Source organism: Rathayibacter tritici (assembly GCF_002932875.1).
Lineage (GTDB): Bacteria > Actinomycetota > Actinomycetes > Actinomycetales > Microbacteriaceae > Rathayibacter > Rathayibacter tritici.
In genome coordinates this window covers 21149-41139 of record NZ_PSWS01000051.1, presented here as the reverse complement: position 1 = coordinate 41139, position 19991 = coordinate 21149, and the positions used below count along the sequence as shown (strand labels likewise).

Below are 19991 nucleotides of genomic sequence, written 5' to 3'. Positions count from 1 at the left end.
TCAGGCGAGCTCGTGCGACTCCAGCATCTCGGTGACCAGCGCCGCGATCGCCGAGCGCTCGGAGCGGGTCAGCGTGACGTGCGCGAACAGCGGATGCCCCTTCAGCGTCTCGATCACGGAGGCGACTCCGTCGTGCCGACCGACCCTGAGGTTGTCGCGTTGCGCCACGTCGTGCGTCAACACCACCCGGGAGTTCTGGCCGACGCGCGAGAGCACCGTGAGCAGAACGTTCCGCTCCAGCGACTGCGCCTCATCCACGATCACGAAGGCGTCGTGCAGCGAGCGTCCACGGATGTGAGTGAGCGGTAGCACCTCGAGCATGCCCCGCTCGATCACCTCGTCGAGCACATTCTGTGAGACCAGCGCGCCGAGCGTGTCGAAGACCGCCTGCGCCCAGGGGTTCATCTTCTCGGCAGCGTCGCCGGGCAGAAAACCGAGGTCCTGGCCGCCCACCGCATAGAGCGGCCGGAAGACCATGATCTTCTTGTGCTGGCGCTTCTCGAGCACTGCCTCCAGCCCCGCGCAGAGCGCGAGCGCCGACTTGCCGGTGCCGGCGCGGCCGCCGAGCGAGACGATGCCCACCTCCTGATCCAGGAGCAGGTCGATCGCGAGCCGCTGCTCCGCCGAGCGCCCGTGCAGGCCGAACACGTCCTTGTCGCCGCGCACCAGCGTGATCTGCCGCTTCCCGGTCACCCGGGCGAGGGCGGAGCCGCGGTCGGAGTGGACGACGAGGCCGGTATTGACCGGAATGTCGGCCACGACGTCCGTGAACAGGCGCTCGCGGTCGTACAGCTCGCTCATCGCATCGCCGCCGAGCGTCACGTCGTCCATGCCGGTCCAGCCGGACTCGGGGGCCTGCTCGGCGAGGTACTCCTCGGCGGCGAGGCCGATCGACGCAGCCTTCACGCGCATCGGCATGTCCTTGGACACGACGGTGACCGTGGCGCCCTCGCCCTGCAGGTTGAGCGCGACGGCGAGGATCCGCGCATCGTTATCGCCCATCTGCAGCCCGCTCGGCAGCACCGACATGTTCGAGTGGTTCAGCTCGACCCGGAGTGTGCCGCCACGGCCGACCGCGATCGGGAAGTCGAGTCGCTCGTGCTGCACGCGCAGCTCGTCGAGGTGTCGCAGCGCCTGCCGCGCGAAGTAGCCGATCTCGGGGTCGTTGCGCTTGCCCTCGAGCTCGCTGATGACGACGATCGGCAGCACCACGGCGTGCTCCGCGAACCGGAACATCGAGGAGGGATCCGACAGCAGGACCGAGGTGTCCAGGACGTAGGTGCGCTGGAGCTGATCGGTCGGATCCGCGGAGCCGTGCTGCGCGTGGCGGTGGAGGCCGCCCTGCGCGCCGGTCTGCGGATCCATGCCCTGGGGAACTGTCACGATGACTCTCCACACTCCGGGGGCCGGAGCCCCCGGCTCATGTCCTCGAGCCGGCCTCTTCGGTGTCTGTCGTGCACCGCGCAGTATCCCTTCGGCGTCTGCGCGATGTCGAGCCGCGTCTGAGGCTGTCCCGACCAGGCGCTGTACCTGATGACTCGAACCTAACCCGGCGAATGACATCCGTGTGCTTCGCACCGCTACGAATATGTAACCAACACGTGAACGCGCGGAATCCGCAGCTCGTAGACGATGCTCGTCGCCGCAGAGATCAGGGCGGCCCGGAGCAGCGCGAGCGTCTCGTCGGTGGTGCCCGCGTGGGCGCTGAAGCGGACCGTGCCCGGCCGCAGGCGCGCAGTGACGCCGTGCGCGGCGAGGGAGGCGGCCAGCGGCGCCAGTTCCTCCGGCTCCGGCTCGACGACGACCATGCCCGCGCGCTCGTGCTCGCCGCGGGAACCCACGACCGCCAGTCCGAACTCGTCGGCCAGATCCACGATCGCGCTGACCCGCTCCGCCACGAGCGCGGCGATCGTCGATTGTCCGACCACCGCGACCTCCTCCAGCGCTGACGCGAGCCGCGCCTGAGCGATCGGATCCGGCTTGCTGATGCTGAACGCTTGGGCGTCTTCGCGTGGCGGTGCTACCTCGTCCCACGGCTCCGCCTGCTCCGATCCGCTCCAGCCGGAGAGCACCGGCGCCACCCGCGAGAGCGCCCGCTCGCTGAGCGCGAGAAATCCGGTGCCCCAGCCTGCTCGGAGCCACTTCTGGCCTCCGGTGACCACGACGTCGGCCAGCTCGTAGGGAGCGTCGACGACGCCGAAACCCTGGATGGCGTCGAGGACGAGCATCCGGTCGCCGATCACGTCGCGGATCGCCGCGACGTCCGCGAGGTAGCCGGTGCGGGAGTCGACCAGGCTCACCGCGACGGTTGTCACGTCGTCGGTGAGCTGCTCCCGGACCGCCTCCGGTGTCACTCGGCCCTGCTCCGTGCGCAGCCACCGGGGCTCCACCGACCCGAGGGCCTCCGCCGCGCGCACCGCCGCGAAAGGCAGGCTCGGGAACTCCGCGGCGGACAGCAGCACCGCACCGGATGTGCCCAACAGCGCATGCAGGAGGCCCGTCGAGGTGTTGGGCTGGAAGACGACGTGGTCGGCGGGGACGCGCACGAGCGCCGCGGCAGCCGTGCGGACGCGCTCATCCTGCCCGAACAGCCCGTCGAGGGTGCCACTGCGCGCGCGCATCAGCAGCTCGACCGCCGCCTCCTGCTCGGCGGCGACGGTCGCCGAGAGCGGGCCCACGCGGCCGAAGTCGAGGTAGCCGGGTTCCTCGCCGAACCCGGCGAGGTAGTCCTCGGTCGTGGTGAGGTGGGTGACCTCGTTCGAACTCATGCCGGCCCTTCCGGTCGGTACTGCGGGAGGAGCCGCGAGGTCAGCTGCCGAAGCGACGGTGGCGCCCGGCGTAGTCGCGGAGCGCGCGAAGGAAATCGACCTCGCGGATGTCCGGGCCCAACGCCTCCATGAAGTAGAACTCGCTGTGCGCACTCTGCCAGAGCATGAAGTCCGAGAGGCGCTGCTCCCCGGAAGTGCGGATGACCAGGTCGGGATCGGGCTGTCCGCTGGTGTACAGATGCTCGCCGATCAGCTCCGGCGTCAGCAGACCCGCGACGTCCTCGATCGAGGAGCCGCGCTTGCCGTGCTCCTCCAGGATGCTGCGCACGGCCTGCGCGATCTCGTGCCGACCGCCGTAGCCGACCGCGAGATTCACGTGCAGGCCGGTGTGGGAGGCGGTGCGCGCTTCGGCTGTGTCGAGGGCCGTGACGAGCGAGGCGGGGAGACCCTCGTCGGAGCCGACGTGCTGCACCCGCCAGTCCGGCTGCTGCGAGACCTCCTCGGCGAGGTCGGCGATGATCGCGATCAGCTCGGTCAGTTCGCTGCTGTCCCGGCCGACGAGATTGTCCTGCGAGAGCAGGTACAGGGTGACGTGCCGCACACCGAGCTCATCGCACCACTGGAGGAACTCGTGCACCTTCGCGGCGCCCGCCCGGTGCCCGTGCGCCGCCGTCTCGAAGGCCCGCTGCCGCGCCCACCGCCGATTGCCGTCGATGATCATCGCGACGTGGTTCGGTAGGGAGTCGGGGGGAAGACTCGACCGCAGACGCTTCTTATAGACGCCGTAGAGAAGGTCCCTTCCCACAGGCAGTCTCGGCTTCGGCACAGTGACACGGTAGCCGACCCGGACCGGTCCTCGAAGCCGGTGGACGCTCGGTGTCACACCGGCATCGCGTCGTAGTCTGTCCGCCATGAGCTCGCGGCCGACGCCTCCCCCGTCCGATCCCTCCGCACACGCCGCCGACGCAGCGGACCCGTCCGTGCTCCCCCTGGTCGAGGACGCGATCGAGCAGGGCCCCGCAGCCGAGGTGCGCCCGACCTGGCGGGGCTGGATCCATGCCGGGATCTTCCCGCTCGCGGCCGTCGCCGCAGTGGTGCTGGTCGTGCTCGCGGACGGGACCGCCGCGACGTGGGCGGCCGCGGTATTCGCGACCACGTCACTCCTGCTCTTCGGCACTTCCGCCCTGTACCACCGCTTCGACTGGACGCCGCGGACAAAGATGATCCTGAAGCGGATCGACCACGCGAACATCTTCCTGCTGATTGCCGGCACGTACACGCCGCTCGCCGTACTCGCCCTGCCGCCCGCGCAGGGCACGCTGCTGCTGGTCCTGGTCTGGGCGGGCGCGCTGCTCGGGATCGGCTTCCGCGTCTTCTGGATCGGCGCGCCGCGCTGGCTGTATGTGCCGCTGTACCTGCTGCTGGGCTGGGCGGCGGTGATGTATCTGGGGCCGCTCTTCCACGCCAGCGCGCCGATGATGGTGCTCGTCCTCGTCGGCGGGCTCTGCTACTCCGCGGGCGCCGTGATCTACGGCATCAAGAAACCCAACCCTGTGCCGGGCGTCTTCGGCTTCCACGAGATCTTCCACGCGCTCACGGCCGTGGCGTTCCTCTGCCACTGGACGGCGGCGTTGATCGTCACGCTGCATCCGGCCTACAACGTCTGAACGGGCTCAGCCGTCCCTGCGCTCCGCCTCCTCGGCGTCAAGCCGCTCCTTGACCTGCGCGGTGTAGGTGGTGCGGCGCACACGGCGCGCCATGTCGAGCGCGAGCAGGACCGCGGCGAGGGCGATCACGAGCATCGTGACGAAGCCGAAGAGGCCGGGGGTGACCGTGTCCTCGTTGAAGTCAGGGCCCGGGGTCGGCACGGGGCTCGAGGTGGCGGCGAGGACGACGACACGCTGGGCGCCCTCGAGCAGCGCGGCGATCACGCGCGCACCTCGTCGGCGATCGCGACTCCGGATCCGTCGGGCACCGGGGAAATGGGGGCCGCGCCCGACGTCGCGGGCTCGGGAAGGATCGGCGGGACGACCGCGCTCGGGCCGGGGGCGAGCTCAGCCAGGTCGAGGCCGGCGAAGAGGTCGGTCTCGGGAGTCGGAGCGTCGACGCGGCTGTCGATGAGCTGGAAGTCGTCGGTGGGCCAGGCGGCGTCGATCACCGCGTGCGGGAGGAAGAAGAAAGCGTTATCCGGAGCGACCTGGCTGGCGTGGGCGCGCAGGGCGGCGTCGCGCCGGTCGTGGAAGCCGGAGATCACGACGCGCGTGGTCGCGAGGAAGGGGGTGTTCTCGAACCAGCCCTTCATCTCATCCAGAACAGACACACGCGAATCGTCCGGGTCGATCGAGCGCAGATGCTCGGCGATCGCCCGCAGCTTCTGAGCACTGAAGACGCGGTCGTAGTACAGCTTCGAGACCGACCAGGGAGCGCCCGTCCCGCGGTACTCCTCGGCGAGGCCCGCCGCGCGGTACGCCTCAACGGCGACCTGGTGCGCGCGGATGTGGTCGGGGTGCGGGTAGCCGCCGTTCTCGTCGTAGCTGATGATCACGTGCGGGCGGAATCGCCGGACCAGGCGCACGAGCGGAGCAGCGGCGGTCGCCAGCGGCAGACCCGCGAACGAGGCACCATCGACCTTCCCGTCCTCCGGCATCCCGGAGTCCACGAATCCGAGCCAGGTGTGCTCCACGCCCAGCGCCTCGCGGGCGAGGACCATCTCTTCTCGGCGGAGGCCGCCGATGTCGCGCTCGGCGTGCGCGCGAGCCTCCAGGCCCTCATTCAGCACCGAGCCGGCCTCACCCCCGGTGCAGGAGACGACCATGACCTCAGCGCCTCGCTCGGCGTAGGCCGCCAGAGTCGCAGCACCCTTGCTCGACTCGTCATCCGGATGGGCGTGCACGGCGAGGAGGCGCGGAACGACCCGCACCTCCGAATCGACGGAGACCTCGACGGCCTGGGACACGATCGCTCGATTCCTCGGGGTTGAATAGAGTCCGGCGCTTCTGCCCTGGGGGATACTGCCCTGAGTGGATGCGCGCCGCCTGTCCAGAGTAGACGCATCATCGAGGGAGTTCCGTGGCCGCCCGCACGTCCGAGAGCGTCGACCGCCCCGGCGCGTCCACCCTCGACCCGGACTCGCTCCGCGCCGCCGGCCCCCTCGCCACGCGCTACGGCCGCACGAGCCGCACCCGCCTCGGCAACCGCTGGCTCTTCGGCGGAGTTGCGCTCGCCTTCGTCGCCGTCTTCGCAGCCTGGGTGATCTGGGCCGGACTCGACGGCGCCCGCGGCCAGGTGGACGTGCAGGACACTGCGCACGAGGTCGTCGACGACCGCACCGTGACCGTCTCCTTCGACCTCACCGCCCCGGTCGAGCGTGAGGTCGCCTGCGCCGTCCAGGCCCTCAACGAGCAGTCCGCAGTCGTCGGCTGGCTGGTAGTGGAGTACCCCGCCTCCACCGAGCGCTTCCGCTCGCACACCGAAACCGTCCGCACCACCGAGCTGGCGAACACAGGTTTGATCTCCTCCTGCTGGCTCCCGTAGGCTTGACCGAAGCCCTGACGGACTCGTCGGGGCGTCGCCATTTCCACCGCCGCCTGACGCCGGCCGTCCCGACCGCCGGACGCGGACACTCCGCACGGCACTGCCGGACGCCGCGAGCGCGGCCCTCAGAGCAGGAGCCCACCATGACGGACCAGTCACAGGTGACCTGGATGACCCAGGAGTCGTACGACCGCCTCGAGGCGGAGCTCACCGAGCTGTCCACCGCCGGACGCGAGGAGATCGCCAAGCGCATCGAGGTGGCCCGCGAGGAGGGTGACCTGAAGGAGAACGGCGGCTACCACGCCGCGAAGGACGAGCAGGGCAAGATCGAGGCCCGCATCCGCCAGCTGACCTCGCTCCTGCGCGAAGCCGAGATCGGCACGCCGCCCGAGAGCCACGGAGTGGTCGAGGCCGGCACGATCATCACCGCCGTCATCGCCGGCGACGAATCCCGCTTCCTCCTGGGCAATCGCGAGATGGCGGGCGAGAGCGACCTCGACGTCTACAGCCCGCAGAGCCCCCTGGGCTCGGCGATCATGGGCCTGAACGTCGGCGATACGACGCGCTTCACGGCACCCAACGGGCGGGAGATTGAGGTTCGCGTCGCCAACGTCGAAACCTGGTCGGGCCACTGATCGCGGTCCGCGGCGCTCTCCGCGGCGTTGTCGTCGGGCGCGATACCGCCGGTATCGCTTCCTCCTCCGCCTTGCGGAGAACACCGCGGACCACGATCAGACCAAACACCCCACGGCGTTGTCGTCGGGCGCGATACCGCCGGTATCGCTTCCTCCTCCGCCTTGCGGAGAACACCGCGGACCACGAACACACCACGGCGGGCGGCGACGTTTCGCGCGCCATCGGGGAGGGCGGCGGTACGCGCGTCCAGACGTGAGTACGGCAGAAGAGCCCACGCTGGCTGCTGGAGCGGCTGGACCGGCCTTCCGGGGCCGGGCGGCTCAGCCGCGGGAGATGCGGGGGGCGTAGCCGGCGTCGGTGAGGACCTGGATGACGCGGTCGGCGTGCTCCGGGCCGCGGGTCTCGACACTGATCTCGATCTCGACCTCGCTGATCTGCAAGCCGCGACCATGCCGGGTGTGCAACACCTCGACCACGTTGGCATTGGCCTCCGAGATCAGCTCAGCGATGCGGGCGAGCTGCCCCGGTCGATCCGGCAGGCCGATGCTCATCTTGAGGTAGCGCTCCGAGGCGGCCAGGCCCCGGCTGATCACCCGCTCCATCATCAGCGGATCGATGTTCCCGCCGGAGAGGATCACCACGGTCGCCCCCGCATCGCGGATCTTCCCCGTCAGGATCGCCGCGATGCCCACGGCACCGGCGGGCTCCACCACGAGCTTCGCCCGCTCCAGCAGCACCAGCAACGCCCGGGCGATATCGTCGTCCTCCACGGTGACGACCTCGTCCACCGTCTCGCGGATGATCGCGAAGTTCAGCTGACCCGGCTTCGCCACCGCGATGCCGTCGGCGATGGTCGGAGAGATTGTGATCGCGGTCGGCTCTCCGCTCGCGAGCGAGAGCGGATACGGAGCCGCGTTGGCGGCCTGCACACCGATCACGCGGAGGGTGCGCCCGGCCTCTGCCGCCTTCTGCTTGGCCGCCGACGCGACTCCGGCGATCAAGCCGCCGCCGCCGATCGGCACCACGATCGTGTCGACGGAGGGTGCCTGCTCGAGGATCTCGAGGCCGACCGTGCCCTGCCCGGTGATGACGTCCGGGTGATCGTACGGCGGTACGAAGACGGCGCCGGTGCGCTCGGCGAACTCGGCCGCCGCCGCGAGCGCCTCGTTGAAGATGTGACCGCTCAACACGACGTCAGCTCCGTAGTCGCGGGTGGCCGCGAGCTTAGGCAGCGCGACGCCGATCGGCATGAAGATCGTGGCCTTGATCCCGAGCTCCCTCGCCGCGAAGGCGACGCCCTGAGCGTGGTTACCGGCCGACGCCGCGACGACGCCGCGGGCGCGCTCCTCCGGCGTGAGCCGCGACATCCGGAACACCGCTCCGCGGATCTTGTACGAGCCGGTGCGCTGAAGATTCTCGCACTTCAGGAATACGGGCGAGCCGAGGACCTGCGCGAGGAACGTGCTCGTCTCCATCGGAGTGGCGGCGATGACGGGGGCGAGGACGGCGCGGGCCGCTTCGTACTCGTGCAGCGCGGGACCGACGACGTGACTAGTCTGCATGCTCTGCGGCAACTCTCTCGGGGGTTCGGGCGGGCGAGCGCCAGGCTCCGCTCGCAACGTAGTTGACCATGACGTTGAGCGTGGCCACGAACGGCACGGCGAAGAACGCGCCGGCGATCCCGGCGACGATCGATCCTCCGGCTACGGCGAGCACGACGGCCAGCGGATGCACCTTCACCGCCGAGCCCATGATCAGCGGCTGCAGGATATGGCCCTCGAGCTGCTGCACGCCGAGCACGACGATCAGCAGGATGAGGGCGATCAGCGGGCCGTTGTAGACCAGTGCGACGAACACGGCGAGCGCCCCGGTCGCCACGGCGCCGATGACGGGCACGAAGGAGCCGAGGAAGACGAGCACACCGATCGGGATCGCGAGCGGGACGCCGAGGAAGAAGGCACCGAGGCCGATACCGAGCGCATCGACGAACGCGACGAGGATCTGGACCTTGACGAAGTTGGTGAGGGTCACCCAACCGGCGCGTCCCGCACCGTCCACGGCTCCGCGAGCACGACGCGGGAAGAGGCGGACGACCCAGCTCCAGATGTTCGGCCCGTCGATCAAGATGAACAGGGTGGAGAACAGGGTGAGCAGGACGCCGGCCAGCACATGACCGACGGTGGAGCCGACACTGAGTGCCCCGCTGACCAGTATCCCGGAGTCCTGCTGCAGCGCTGTGAGGGCCTGCTGCGCGTACTGGTTGATGTCGCTCTCAGTGAGGTGGAGCGGCGACTCCCGGAGAAAGACCGTGAAGTCAGCGTAGGACTGCACTGTCTGACGGCCGAGGTCGTCGAAGCCGGAGTAGACCTGGGTGACGACGAGGAAGAGCAGCCCGCCGATCACGAGCACGATCCCGAGCTCCGCGACCACCACGGCCGCCCATTTGGGCCAGCGATGACGCTGGAGGAAGCTGGAGAACGGGATGAGGAGCGCCGCGATCACAATGGCGACCAGCAGCGGGATGACGATCAGCCGGAGCTCGATCACCAGCAGCGCGAGCACGGCCAGCGCCGCGACCACGACCAGAACGCGCCATGCCCACGCACCGGCGATGCGCATCCCATCGCTCACGAAGGCGGAGTCGGGGATTGATGCCGACCGATTCGAAGCGGTGGCAGCGGCAGGCGCCGCGGGCTCACCGGCGCGCGGGCCGGAGGTGCGGCGGGACCTGCCGAGTCTCATCTGCCCAGAATAGGCCCCGGTGCATTCCCCGCGCGGCATCCCCCCGGCGTGCTCAGCCGGTGGCGGTCGACGGCACCTCGTCTCGGTGAGCGCGCACTGCGACCGGCCGGCGCGCGAGCAGAACGCCGACGCGCTGCCCCGGTTCGAGCCGCTGCCCCGACGGGTGCTGCACGACCAGCTCCTCGCCGGTGGACAGCAGCACCCTCGAGCGGCGAACCGGCCCGAGAAAGCTGGAGGCGAGGACCGCGCCGACGAGCGCGTCAGGCGCACCCTCGGCCACGATCTCGAGGTCCTCAGGGCGGAGGAAGACCGAGACCGGTCCGCTCGGAGCCGCCCGGTCGACCAGCGGCAGCCGGGTGCCTAGAGCGGTGACGGTTCCTTCGGCGACCGCACCCGCGACGACGTTCGAGAGGCCGACGAAGTGGGCGACGAAAGCCGTCGCCGGACGCGCGTAGAGGTCCTCGGGCGCGCCCAGCTGCTCGATGCGGCCGGCGCTCATCACCGCGACCCGATCGGCGACGGCGAGGGCCTCCTCCTGATCGTGGGTGACGAAGAAGGTGGTGATCCCGATCTCGGACTGGAGCCGCTTGATCTCGTCGCGCAGCTGTACCCGGACCTTCGCGTCCAGCGCCGACAGCGGCTCGTCGAGCAGCAGCACCCGCGGCCGGGTGACCAGGGCGCGCGCGAGCGCCACGCGCTGCTGCTGTCCGCCGGAGAGCTCGTGAGCGTAGCGCTCGCCGAGCCCGCCGAGGCCGACGACGTCCAGGGCCTCCTGCGCGGCCGAGCGCCGCTCCCGGGCGGCCACTCCGCGGGTGCGCAGCCCGAACTCGACGTTCTCGCGCGCCCGCAGGTGCGGGAAGAGCGAGTACGACTGGAAGACCATGCCCATGTCGCGCTTCGCCGCGGGGACCTGCGCGATGTCCTCCTCGTCGACGAGGATGCGGCCCGCGTCGATCCGCTCGAGCCCGCTGAGGGCCCGCAGTGCCGTCGTCTTGCCGCAGCCGGACGGGCCGAGCAGGGCGACGAACTCCCCCGGCGCCACGTCGAACGAGACGCCGTCCAGGGCGCGCGCTGAGCCGTAGTGCCGCTCCACGTCGACAAAGCGCACGCGGGCGCCGGGCAGGGTGGGAGCGGTCACGAGGAGCCTTTCGAGGAGCGCGCCGCGCCCACCGGCAGACCGATCCGCGCGAGGCGGCCGATCCCGAGGAGGAGGGCGAAGGCGAAGAGGAGGGAGAGCAGCGAGAAGATCACGGCGACGTAGGCGTCCGACTTCGAGACCTGCACCAGTGCGGTCTGCAGGGTCGTGCGGCTGAGCAGCGAGGCGATCGTGTATTCGCCCAGGACCACCGCGACCGTGATCAGCGCGGCGGCGACGAGGCCGCGGCGCAGATTGGGCAGGAGCACCCTCCCGAGCACGGCGAGCGGGCCCGCACCGAGCGAGCGAGCGGCCTCCGAGAGCGTCACGGCGTCGAGTCCGGCGAGATCGGCCGCGACCGCACGGTAGGCGTAGGGCAGGACCAGCACGCCGTAGGCCAGCGCGAGCGTCCAGGGTGCAGAACCAGCGAGCCGGGTGACCACGGAGTAAACCGGCGCCAACCCGACGACCAGCACGATCGCGGGCACCGTCAGCGGCAGCAGGCACACCAACTCCAGAGCACGGCGCAGCCGCGGGAGCCGGATCTCGACGAGCAGCATCGTCGGCACCAGCAGCACGAGGACGATCACGGCGGTGACGACGGCGAGAATCAGCGAGTTGCCGATCCCCTGGAACAGGGAGCGGTACGCCCGCTCGTGTCCGGGATCGAGGATCGCCGTCCAGTGCGAGAGGTCGTAGCCGCCGGGGCCGCGGAGGGTGAACTCGGCCATCGCGACCAGCGGGACCGCGAAGACGAGCCCGGTGACGACCAGCACCGTCCGAGCGAGGAGCCGCGACGGCCTCACCGCTGCCACCGCCGAGTCCGGCGCTGCAGCAGGGCGTACCCGGACATCAGCACGACCATCACCGCGAGCATCCCGAGCGCGAGCACGCCGGCACGGTTCTCCCGCCCCAGCACCGTCTCGCTGACCAGCGCCGCGCGGATCTGCAGCGGCACGATCTGCGCGCCCTGGCTGATCAGCGCCGCCGCCGTGGCGAAGGACGAGAACGCGTTCGCGAACAGCAGCAACACACAGCCGAGGAACGAGGGGGCCAGCACCGGACCCGCGACGTGGAGCCAGTAGCCGAGCCAGCCGCCGCCGAGTACGGCGTTCGCCTCGGCCCATTCGGGGCGCAATCCCTCGAGCGCGGGGAGGAAGGTCAGCACCATCAGCGGGACCTGGAAGGAGAGGTAGGGCAGCACGAGCCCGGGGAGCTGGTAGAGCCACACCCCGTCGGAGTACAGGTCGACCCCCGCTCCGGCGAGCAGGGTGGTCACCAGCCCCTGCGCGCCGATCGTCGCGATGAACGCGAACGCCAGCATCACGCCACCGAACTGCGCGAGCACGCTCGCCGCCGCGTCGACCACGGTGCGCAGCGGGCCGCGCGGATCCGAACCCACCAGCGCCAGGCAGACGACGGCGCCCAGGACCGCGCCCACCACGGCAGTGACCGCCGAGAGCCCGAGCGACGCGCCAAAGGCGGAGAGGACGACGGGGTCGCCGAGCGCCTGGAGGTTCGTGAGGGTGAAGCGGCCCTCGCCGTCCGTGAATCCGGTCATCACCACGAGGACGGTGGGCACGGCCAGGAACAGCAGGACGTAGAGCGCGAAGGGGGCCACACCCAGCACGGCCGGAGCGCTGCGCCGTCCCCGGACCAGCGGCGCGGCGGGAACGGCTTCGGCACGAGCGCTCATCCCTGGATCGCCGCAGCCCACTTCTCGGCCAGGAGCGACGAGGCGGCCTTCGTCTGCTCCTCGGTGAACTGGACCAGGTCGGAGGGAGCAGCGCCGACGGCGGCGAGCGCGCCCTGGTCGAGCGTGCCGGCCTCAGTCATCGCGGCCAGGCGCACCGGGTACGCACCGGCAGCGAGGTAGAGGTTCTGCGCCGCATCGGAGTAGAGGTACTCCTGCCAGAGCCGTGCGGCCGCGGGATGCGGGGCGTGGGCGTTGATCGCCTGGCTGTAGTAGCTGCCGACAGCCGCGCCCGGCAGAACGGTCGTGCTCCACTCACGACTGCCCGCATTCGCCGTACCCGCCGCGAGATTGTTGTAGCTCCAGTCGAAGACCACCGGGGTTTCACCGGAGGCGATCGTGGCCTCGGTCGGGTCCAGCGGTAGGAAGTTCCCGGCGTCGTTGAGCGTGTGGAAGAAGTCGATCCCGGGTTGGACGTCGGCGGCGGATCCGCCGGTCTGGAGGGCCGCGAGCTCTACCGCGGCGGCGGCGGCGCCGGCCTGGGTCGGGTCGCCGTTGATCGCGACCGAGCCGCGGTAGCCGGAGCCGAGGAGGTCCTGGAGCGACGTCGGCGCGGGCACGGCCGCCGCGTCGTAGCCGATCGACATCAGCCCGGTGTAGTCGTTCACCCAGAGGCCCGACTGCTCCTTGTTCCCCTCCGGAATGTCGTCCCACGCTTCGACCTTGTACCGGGCGAACATGTCGGTGTTGGCCAGTGCGATGGCCGGTCCCAGGTCGAACACGTCAGGAGCGGTGTCCTGACCGGCGAGGTTCTTCGCCGTGCTGATCTCCTCGGCCGAGGAGGCGTCGGGGTCGGCGGCGTTCACGGTGATGCCGTACGTGTTCTCGAAGCCGCTGATCAGCTTGCCGTAGTTCGCCCAGGTGTCGGACAGGGCGATCACGCTGAGCTGCCCCTCGGCCTTCGCGGCCTCGACCAGGGCGTCGAGTCCGCCCAGGTCGGCGGCGGACGTGGCGGACGCGGCCGCCGCGCTGGAGCCTTCCGTGGAGGCGGTCACGCCGCCGGAACAGGCAGAGAGCGCGAGGACGAGAGCGGTGCCGGCCGCGGTGACGGCGGCGGTGCGCGAGAGTCGCTGAATGGTCAAGGGTCCTCCAGGAGTCGGCTGGGTCGACCCGGTGGGACGACCTCGGGCACGCTAGGAGCGGTGCGAAACGGCGAGGGTACGCGCCGGTGAATGCCGGGCGAACGCCGGGCGCCGAATCGGTGACAACGATGTCGGAGGTGTTCGCTAGCGTGAGCAGACCATGACCGAGCAGCTCTCCCCCGCGCTCGCGCGCCGGATCGCCCTGGTCGCGCAGGGCTTCGGCGCACCCCGGCCCTCAAGAGTGGGCGCGCGGCAGATCCGCGCCGCCGTCGACCGCATCCGCCCGCTGCAGCTCGACTCAGTCAACGTCTTCGAGCGGAGCCACTACCTGCCGCTGCTCGCGCGCCTCGGCCCCTACGACCGCTCCCTCCTCGACGCGGCCGCCTTCTCACCCGGCGGTCACTACCTCGAGTACTGGGCGCACGAGGCGGCCCTCGTCCGCCGCGAAGACCTCCCGCTCTACCGCTGGCGGATGCAGCAGTACCGCTTCGTCCGCCTCCCCGAGCACGAGGGCTGGGCCGCAGAGAACCGCGCTACCCTCGACTGGCTGCGGGCGGCACTCGCCGACGGCCCGCTGCGAGCCTCCGAGATCGAGCACGAGGCCAACGTCCGCACCGGACCCTGGTGGGGGTGGTCCGACATCAAGCGGGGTCTCGAGGTCCTGTTCCGCTGGGGCGAAGTGGTGACGGCGGGGCGGACGCGCTTCGAGCGCTCCTACGGCTTGGCCTCGCAGCTGCTCCCGCGCGAGGTGCTGGAGGCCGAGGTCGCTCTCCCGGATGCTGTCCGTGAACTCGTGCGGCGGGCCGCGCGGGCGCACGGCATCGCGACCCTCGGCGACCTGGCCGACTACCACCGACTGCTCCAGGCACCCACCCGCGTCGCGGTCGACGAACTGGTCGAGGCGGGCGAGCTCGAGCGCGTCGAGGTGCGCGGCTGGGAGCGCGGCGGGCGCCCGATCCCGCTCTGGCGGCACGTCGAAGCCCGCCGCCCCCGCACGCTCCGGGCGGACGCGCTGCTCTCACCCTTCGACCCCGTCGTCTGGCATCGTCCGCGCGCGGAGCTGTTCTTCGGGTTCCACTACCGGATCGAGATTTACACGCCGGCCGAGCAGCGGGTGCACGGCTATTACGTCCTTCCGGTCCTGCTCGACGACGTGATCGCCGCGCGGGTGGACCTCAAGAGCGATCGGCGGAGCCGGGTCCTGCTCGTGCAGGCGGCGTGGCGGGAGCCGGGGGCACCGGCCGATACGGCCGAGAGGCTGGCCGTGCTGCTCGCCGAGGCCTCCGCCTGGCAGGGGCTCGACGCCGTCGAGGTCGTCGGGCGGGGCGACCTCGCCGCCGACCTCGCCGTCGCGCTGAGGGCGAGAGCGTACTAGCGCTCAGCGGCGCAGTGTCCCGGCTCCTCCGATCCTCAGGCTCTGATCAACCGAAGTCTCCCCCGCTCGTCCACCTGCCGGAGTCCGCCGCGACGTGGATCCTGACGGTCGATGCGGATGCACCGATCACCGAGAGGTCATCGCGCTCCTCGAGCGGCATCAGCCGACGAACGTGTCGACGTTCTTGTATGCGGTCTCTTCCTCGCTGCCCCAGGGTACGAACCAGGAGATAACAGTATTCCCCAGGGTCTGGACGGAACTCGTGTTGCCGACCTGCGTTCCGTTCGGACCGCGCGTGGAGGCGTGGTACACGGGCCCTCCCGAGGATCCGGGCGGGAACTGGCACTGCATAAGGCCCAGGCGCCGAGGAGATCCGATGAAACGGCCGCCCTCACCCGAGCAGGTGACGAGGGGGGCCGGCGTGTAGCCAGAGACCTGGGAGTAACCGAACATCTCATAGTGCAGGCCCGGAGTTGCGAGAGCAAAGTCCACCCGAGGGGCACCGGCGACATCAGACAGGTACGTCTTCTTCCCGTCCCAATCCTCCCGAGGCTTCATCTTGATGAAGGCGGTGTCATGCTGAGCGTCCATCGATGCCTGCCACGAGGCCGTGACCTGGTAGAAGTCAGCACCCCAGGTGAGAAGCGGCTTGTTCGCTCCGTCCCAGGCGGGGATAAACCGCAGGTTGGTCGCGAATTCACGGTCGAAGGAGAGACAGTGAGCTGCAGTGGCCACGACGAGCCGAGAGTCCGACTTGACGACGGATCCCGTGCACGACCCCTCGAGTCCTCCGCGAACGAAGTACAACCGCCCGATCCAGTAGACGGGCTCGTGGTGCGTTACTCCGCTGGACTGTGCCAGGCTCGCGGCGGCGTCGGGGCCGTCCGCAGGGGCCGCCTCTGCCTTCTGCATGCGTTCGGGCGTCCAGTACGCGGCTGAGGCAGCGTCCTCCTCGTCGGAGAAGCTTGTACCCGTAACAGCATCGGCGTCCGTCGAGGTTCCGTCGAGACGCTCGGACGTCAGGGGTGAGGCATCCGCGGCCTGAACTCCGATGCCACTGAAGCTGGAACCTCCCACCGTTGCGGCGATGGCGCAGGCCATGACGAGCAGGCGAGCCGTGAACCGTCCACGTCGGTGTCCGGGGAGGAGAGAGAGGCGCATATGCATCCTTGACGTCGGGCTCATCACCAGAGCCGGGAGACGGCTGAACGATGCTGAGAGCGGCTGCTGGCCCTACCCAGGACTCGGCCGTTGCATCGACGTGCGAACGAGACCTCCCCGAGGCAGGGCGCCCGTGCGGGGCAGTCCCCCTGGGCGAGCACACCTTACCAATGCAGCCGGACCAGCGCTGAGACACACTTCACCACCGACGCCGTCGTCGTCACCGCCGCCATCTGACCGGACCGGAGGGCACTTCAACGGGGTCGCCGCGATGCTCGCCCGCCCTGCAGTCGCCGTAGCGGCCGAGGTCGCTGCAGCGATCCGTCGCCACGCGCACCACGGCGACGGCCTAGGCGACGGCGACGGCCTAGGCGACCTCGGGCGGCTCGGGTATCACCCGCAGGCCTGCGGGCGAGTTGGAGAGCCGCACAAGCTGTTCGATCCAGGCCCGATTGAGGCGCGGCTCGCGGCCACCGAAATAGTCGAATTGCAACGGAATCGCCGGGTGGATCCAGATCGTGCTGTGTCCCGAACCGGATTCCCGGGTGTACTCCCACGAGAACATGAAGCTCTCGCCCCGCCGCACTTTGGCCATAATCGCGGCTTTCAGATGCGCGAGGACACGATCGTCAAAATCGACGGAAATGGAGGGCGTGCCGTAGATGAATTTCCCCATGACTACTGACCCAATCCGTGCTCGATACGATCCATGACTGAGTTGATGTCGTCGGCAGTGCGAGCGGCGTCTCCGTTGCTCTCGACCGTTCCCGTGATTCCGACCTTCGGCATCACGGGGAGCGGGAATCGATCCGCCTCCGCCTCCGCGGCGACACCCCCCACATCGGCGACATCGAACTGGCTGGCGGGGCTCAAGAGAAGGGTGTGCACGGAGGTCTCGCCGTTCTCCTCCAGCACCGTAATCTCGACGGTCGTGCTGTTCTCTGCGTCGGCGACGGTGGTTGTGTACTCGAGCAGAGCGGCTGTGATCGCGTTGCTCGTGACGATCGATCCCCCGCTGTACGTGATTCTCTTCATCTCCGGACCGTAGCGGGTTACGACCGTCTTGAACGAAAAAGCCGATATGCGCCACGATGGATTCCGCGCGCCCCGGCTGCAGCGTTCACGAGACGCCGTCTCGGCCGCTGTCGCTGAGTCAGCCCTTCGCCGGGCGCTCGATGCCGTGCAGAAGCCGTGGTCCTGACGGGACGACGGGTTCGAGACCGAGCAGAGCTCGTGCTGAGTCTTCGACAAGGAGAGCGAGCGCGGGGTGAACGCCTCCTGGCTCTTCGAGAGCCTCGAGGAGAGCCTAGAGGATACGGACGGTCTCAGCGTCCGCTCCATCCGGTTCAGATGAGGCGCTCGGTGGATCCGGCTGGGTTGGTGCCATCCTCACGACTCCGCTCCTGATCGTCCCTCGGTGATCAGCGGCGAAGTCAGGGTCGCTGAGGGTCAGCGTAGGGGCGGGAGGGTCGCGGCGATAGCCCCGCGCCGAGCCTCGCGGCACCCACTGCATCGGGAACCACGCGGAGCCGACTCGAGGGTTCCCTCCGCACCGGTTTCACCCGATTGTGGGAGCAGGGCCCATTCGTCTGTCACACTGAGTCACTTCCGCCCATGACCCCGGCGAGTCTGCTGAGACGAGAGGTCCTGGGATGGGCGTTCTGCACGACGACCAACGGTCGTTCGATTTCGACGACCGGCTTTTCACTCATGTTGAGATCGTGGTGGGCCTGAAACCTCGCCGTTCAGAGCCTTTCTACCTTTCGTGGCTGCCGAGCAGGGAGACGGGCTCCGGCCGGCATTCTGTCTGGATCTCGACCGGTATGCCGCTGGGCATCGGCCTGAACCTCTCGGATGAGCACAGCCGCGAGCCGGGCCAGCTGAAGGCAACACCCATCGAGTCGATCAACCGATGACTCATCATTCCTACCGTCCCCCCACTGATGACGCGGCTGCAGTGAGCGATACCGAGGATCTCGCTGTGATGTTGGCTTCGCTGATCACGTTGCTTCCCTTCGAAGAGGCGGCCGCGTCCTCTCTCGGCCCCCCGTTCGATGTCGAGACGCTCGCGTCGAGCAGTCTCCGCGCCGCCTCACTAGACGAGGCGCAGCTCGACCTGGGTGAAGGGCCGGCCTGGGACGCTTTCCGCAGCCGGAGGCCGGTCCACGCCTCTCTCGCCGAGACGGGGAGCGACCCCGGCTGGCCCTTTCTCGCGTCCTCGTTCGGTCTCGCCGGCGTGTGCTCGGTGCTTGCACTACCCCTGTCATTCGGGCCACTGCGTATTGGCGCCGTCACGCTGTTCGCCTCTGACGTAGAGCACACCGACGACACCGCGGTGAAGCTGGCTCAGAGCATCGTCGCACTGATGGGACGCGCAGTAAGCTCCCGCGCTCTCGCCGAAACCCAGTCCGGGGCGGGGGAACGCGATGGGTCGCTCGCACGCCGTGAGGTCCACCAGGCAACCGGCATGATCCTCAGCCAGACAGGAACCGCCCCCGATGACGCGCTGCTCATCCTGCGCGCATATGCCTACAGCCACTCCCGAACTCTTCGGGACGTCGCCGCCGATGTCGTCGCCCGCCGCCTCGACTTTTCCCCTGACCACGATCACTGAAAGTAGGTTCTTCATGTCTGCCCCCGAACGCACGCAGCTGCTTCTCGAGACCCTCACTGCGGTTGCCGACACTCTTGTCGACGACTTCGATATCGTCGAGTTCCTGCACGACCTCGTCGAGCGGTGCGCCATGATCTTCGACGCCGTCGATGTCGGCCTCGTCCTGGGCGACGAGCATGACGAGCTCGTCGTCATGGCCTCGACCAGCGAGCGCACTCACCTCATCGAGGTCCTCCAGCTCTCAGCGGGAGACGGACCCTGCGTCGACTCGTACCACGCCGGCAGCGTTGTCACCGCGGGAACACTGGAGGACATCATCGCGCGATGGCCGGCATTCGCGGAAGCAGCACGGAACTCGGGCTACGAGTCGGTGCACGCCGTGCCGCTGCGGTTGCGCCAGAGCACCATCGGCTCGCTCAACTTCTTCAGAGACCGGCCCGGCGAGTTCGACGGGGATGATGTCCTCGCCGCGCAGACCATTGCCGACGTCGCCACGATCGGCCTCGTCCAGGAGCGAGCGATCCGCGAATCCGCGCTCGCACGCGAGCACCTGCAGCATGCCCTCGACACCCGGATCGTCATCGAGCAGGCCAAGGGAGTCATCGCTCATAGCCAGGACGTCGATATGGAGACTGCCTGGCAGGTCCTGCGTCAGCGCGCCCGATCCCACGGGGCCCGCGTCTCCGACGTCGCTACGAGCGTCGTTGCAGGCGAGATCGTCCTCTGATTGTCGCCACGCTTCGCCCTCACGCGATCGACCACCCGTGGCCGGCGTCCGACCCACCCCGCCACAGACGGCACTCAGCCCAAGGTCCCGCTTGGGGGCGCGCGGGCGGGCAGTTCGTGCACGCGCGCTAGGCGTCGTCTTTCCGAGCCGTGCGCCCGATGACATGAACAGAACGGCGAGCATCCGTAGCTTGCCAGTTCTCGAAATGACGTACGACAAACGCTCCGGCGATGAACGAGTATCCCGTTCCCTCTGCTAGTCGACTGAGCACTGGTATCGTTGAAAGGATCTGGCTGATCGTGGGAGAACCGTTCGCCTGGTAGGGAGCGATCCAGATCGGTACTATCAGGCCGAACGTCACACCTAGCGATACGCCGCTGACGCCGATCCAGAACATCGCGGTAGCTGACAGTGCTGTGCTCATGGGCTCCCTCGCCTGCGCCTCATAGCGTCGCTGCAATCAT

The 19991-nt window shown here is 69.3% G+C and carries 22 protein-coding genes; 7 read left to right on the top strand and 15 right to left on the bottom strand.

The window, feature by feature from the left end; translation table 11 throughout:
• The 3 genes from phoH2 to C5D07_RS08410 all read right to left on the bottom strand — a co-directional run bounded on the left by phoH2 (position 1) and on the right by C5D07_RS08410 (position 3573).
• Positions 1-1365: an RNA 5'-3' helicase PhoH2 gene (phoH2, locus tag C5D07_RS08420; protein WP_084415936.1), complete on the bottom strand. Its 1365-nt coding sequence runs from the start codon at positions 1363-1365 to the stop codon at positions 1-3.
• Between the two features lie 215 nt (positions 1366-1580).
• Positions 1581-2768: an aminotransferase class V-fold PLP-dependent enzyme gene (locus C5D07_RS08415; protein WP_104259120.1), complete on the bottom strand. Its 1188-nt coding sequence runs from the start codon at positions 2766-2768 to the stop codon at positions 1581-1583.
• A 40-nt stretch (positions 2769-2808) separates the two neighbouring features.
• Positions 2809-3573: an isoprenyl transferase gene (locus C5D07_RS08410; protein ID WP_282956658.1), complete on the bottom strand. Its 765-nt coding sequence runs from the start codon at positions 3571-3573 to the stop codon at positions 2809-2811.
• A gap of 106 nt (positions 3574-3679) precedes the next feature.
• On the opposite strand from C5D07_RS08410, the gene trhA reads away from it, so the two are divergent.
• Positions 3680-4435 (top strand): PAQR family membrane homeostasis protein TrhA, encoded by a 756-nt coding sequence (gene trhA, locus C5D07_RS08405; RefSeq protein ID WP_084415938.1) that lies wholly within the window; start codon positions 3680-3682, stop codon positions 4433-4435.
• A 6-nt stretch (positions 4436-4441) separates the two neighbouring features.
• Here trhA and C5D07_RS08400 read toward each other — a convergent pair whose 3' ends face one another.
• Positions 4442-4699 (bottom strand): hypothetical protein, encoded by a 258-nt coding sequence (locus C5D07_RS08400; protein WP_068254262.1) that lies wholly within the window; start codon positions 4697-4699, stop codon positions 4442-4444.
• A complete protein-coding gene (gene mca / locus C5D07_RS08395) occupies positions 4696-5724 on the bottom strand; it encodes a mycothiol conjugate amidase Mca (protein WP_068254264.1) in 1029 nt (342 codons plus the stop codon). The genes C5D07_RS08400 and mca overlap by 4 nt, the downstream gene beginning before the upstream one ends.
• Positions 5725-5837: 113 nt before the next feature.
• Here mca and C5D07_RS08390 point away from each other — a divergent pair, with 113 nt between their 5' ends.
• Positions 5838-6302 (top strand): DUF4307 domain-containing protein, encoded by a 465-nt coding sequence (locus C5D07_RS08390; protein ID WP_084415939.1) that lies wholly within the window; start codon positions 5838-5840, stop codon positions 6300-6302.
• Positions 6303-6445: 143 nt separating this feature from the next.
• Complete coding sequence (gene greA, locus C5D07_RS08385) at positions 6446-6937, top strand: transcription elongation factor GreA (RefSeq protein WP_068254265.1); 492 nt, start codon at positions 6446-6448, stop codon at positions 6935-6937.
• Between the two features lie 321 nt (positions 6938-7258).
• Here greA and ilvA read toward each other — a convergent pair whose 3' ends face one another.
• Genes ilvA through C5D07_RS08355 form a run of 6 tightly spaced genes read right to left on the bottom strand, consistent with a single transcriptional unit; the run spans position 7259 to position 13650 of the window.
• Positions 7259-8500: a threonine ammonia-lyase gene (gene ilvA / locus C5D07_RS08380; RefSeq protein ID WP_068254268.1), complete on the bottom strand. Its 1242-nt coding sequence runs from the start codon at positions 8498-8500 to the stop codon at positions 7259-7261.
• Positions 8490-9680, bottom strand: coding sequence for an AI-2E family transporter (locus tag C5D07_RS08375; RefSeq protein ID WP_068254270.1), 1191 nt, complete (start codon positions 9678-9680; stop codon positions 8490-8492). Before C5D07_RS08375 ends, ilvA begins: the two co-directional genes overlap by 11 nt.
• A gap of 52 nt (positions 9681-9732) precedes the next feature.
• A complete protein-coding gene (locus C5D07_RS08370) occupies positions 9733-10818 on the bottom strand; it encodes an ABC transporter ATP-binding protein (protein WP_068254272.1) in 1086 nt (361 codons plus the stop codon).
• The gene (locus tag C5D07_RS08365) at positions 10815-11630 is read right to left on the bottom strand and encodes an ABC transporter permease (RefSeq protein ID WP_068254275.1); all 816 of its coding nucleotides are present in this window, start codon (positions 11628-11630) and stop codon (positions 10815-10817) included. Before C5D07_RS08365 ends, C5D07_RS08370 begins: the two co-directional genes overlap by 4 nt.
• The gene (locus tag C5D07_RS08360; protein WP_104259119.1) at positions 11618-12511 is read right to left on the bottom strand and encodes an ABC transporter permease; all 894 of its coding nucleotides are present in this window, start codon (positions 12509-12511) and stop codon (positions 11618-11620) included. Before C5D07_RS08360 ends, C5D07_RS08365 begins: the two co-directional genes overlap by 13 nt.
• Positions 12508-13650 (bottom strand): ABC transporter substrate-binding protein, encoded by a 1143-nt coding sequence (locus tag C5D07_RS08355; RefSeq protein WP_373408357.1) that lies wholly within the window; start codon positions 13648-13650, stop codon positions 12508-12510. The genes C5D07_RS08360 and C5D07_RS08355 overlap by 4 nt, the downstream gene beginning before the upstream one ends.
• 160 nt (positions 13651-13810) lie before the next feature.
• On the opposite strand from C5D07_RS08355, the gene C5D07_RS08350 reads away from it, so the two are divergent.
• The gene (locus C5D07_RS08350; RefSeq protein WP_068254278.1) at positions 13811-15025 is read left to right on the top strand and encodes a winged helix-turn-helix domain-containing protein; all 1215 of its coding nucleotides are present in this window, start codon (positions 13811-13813) and stop codon (positions 15023-15025) included.
• A 159-nt stretch (positions 15026-15184) separates the two neighbouring features.
• On the opposite strand, the gene C5D07_RS08345 is transcribed toward C5D07_RS08350, so the two are convergent.
• The 3 genes from C5D07_RS08345 to C5D07_RS15330 form a co-directional block, all read right to left on the bottom strand.
• Entirely contained in the window at positions 15185-16126 is a 942-nt protein-coding gene (locus C5D07_RS08345) for a trypsin-like serine peptidase (protein ID WP_146076697.1), read from the bottom strand.
• 427 nt (positions 16127-16553) lie between these two features.
• Complete coding sequence (locus C5D07_RS08340; RefSeq protein WP_104259117.1) at positions 16554-16862, bottom strand: DUF7882 family protein; 309 nt, start codon at positions 16860-16862, stop codon at positions 16554-16556.
• Between the two features lie 2 nt (positions 16863-16864).
• Positions 16865-17527: a hypothetical protein gene (locus C5D07_RS15330; protein WP_146076698.1), complete on the bottom strand. Its 663-nt coding sequence runs from the start codon at positions 17525-17527 to the stop codon at positions 16865-16867.
• Between the two features lie 311 nt (positions 17528-17838).
• On the opposite strand from C5D07_RS15330, the gene C5D07_RS08330 reads away from it, so the two are divergent.
• The 3 genes from C5D07_RS08330 to C5D07_RS08320 all read left to right on the top strand — a co-directional run bounded on the left by C5D07_RS08330 (position 17839) and on the right by C5D07_RS08320 (position 19527).
• A complete protein-coding gene (locus C5D07_RS08330) occupies positions 17839-18102 on the top strand; it encodes a DUF7882 family protein (protein WP_068254283.1) in 264 nt (87 codons plus the stop codon).
• 68 nt (positions 18103-18170) lie between these two features.
• Complete coding sequence (locus C5D07_RS08325) at positions 18171-18800, top strand: GAF and ANTAR domain-containing protein (protein ID WP_249028206.1); 630 nt, start codon at positions 18171-18173, stop codon at positions 18798-18800.
• A gap of 13 nt (positions 18801-18813) precedes the next feature.
• The gene (locus C5D07_RS08320; RefSeq protein ID WP_104259114.1) at positions 18814-19527 is read left to right on the top strand and encodes a GAF and ANTAR domain-containing protein; all 714 of its coding nucleotides are present in this window, start codon (positions 18814-18816) and stop codon (positions 19525-19527) included.
• A gap of 127 nt (positions 19528-19654) precedes the next feature.
• Here C5D07_RS08320 and C5D07_RS15325 read toward each other — a convergent pair whose 3' ends face one another.
• Positions 19655-19951, bottom strand: coding sequence for a hypothetical protein (locus tag C5D07_RS15325; RefSeq protein WP_146076699.1), 297 nt, complete (start codon positions 19949-19951; stop codon positions 19655-19657).
• Positions 19952-19991 lie beyond the last annotated feature (40 nt).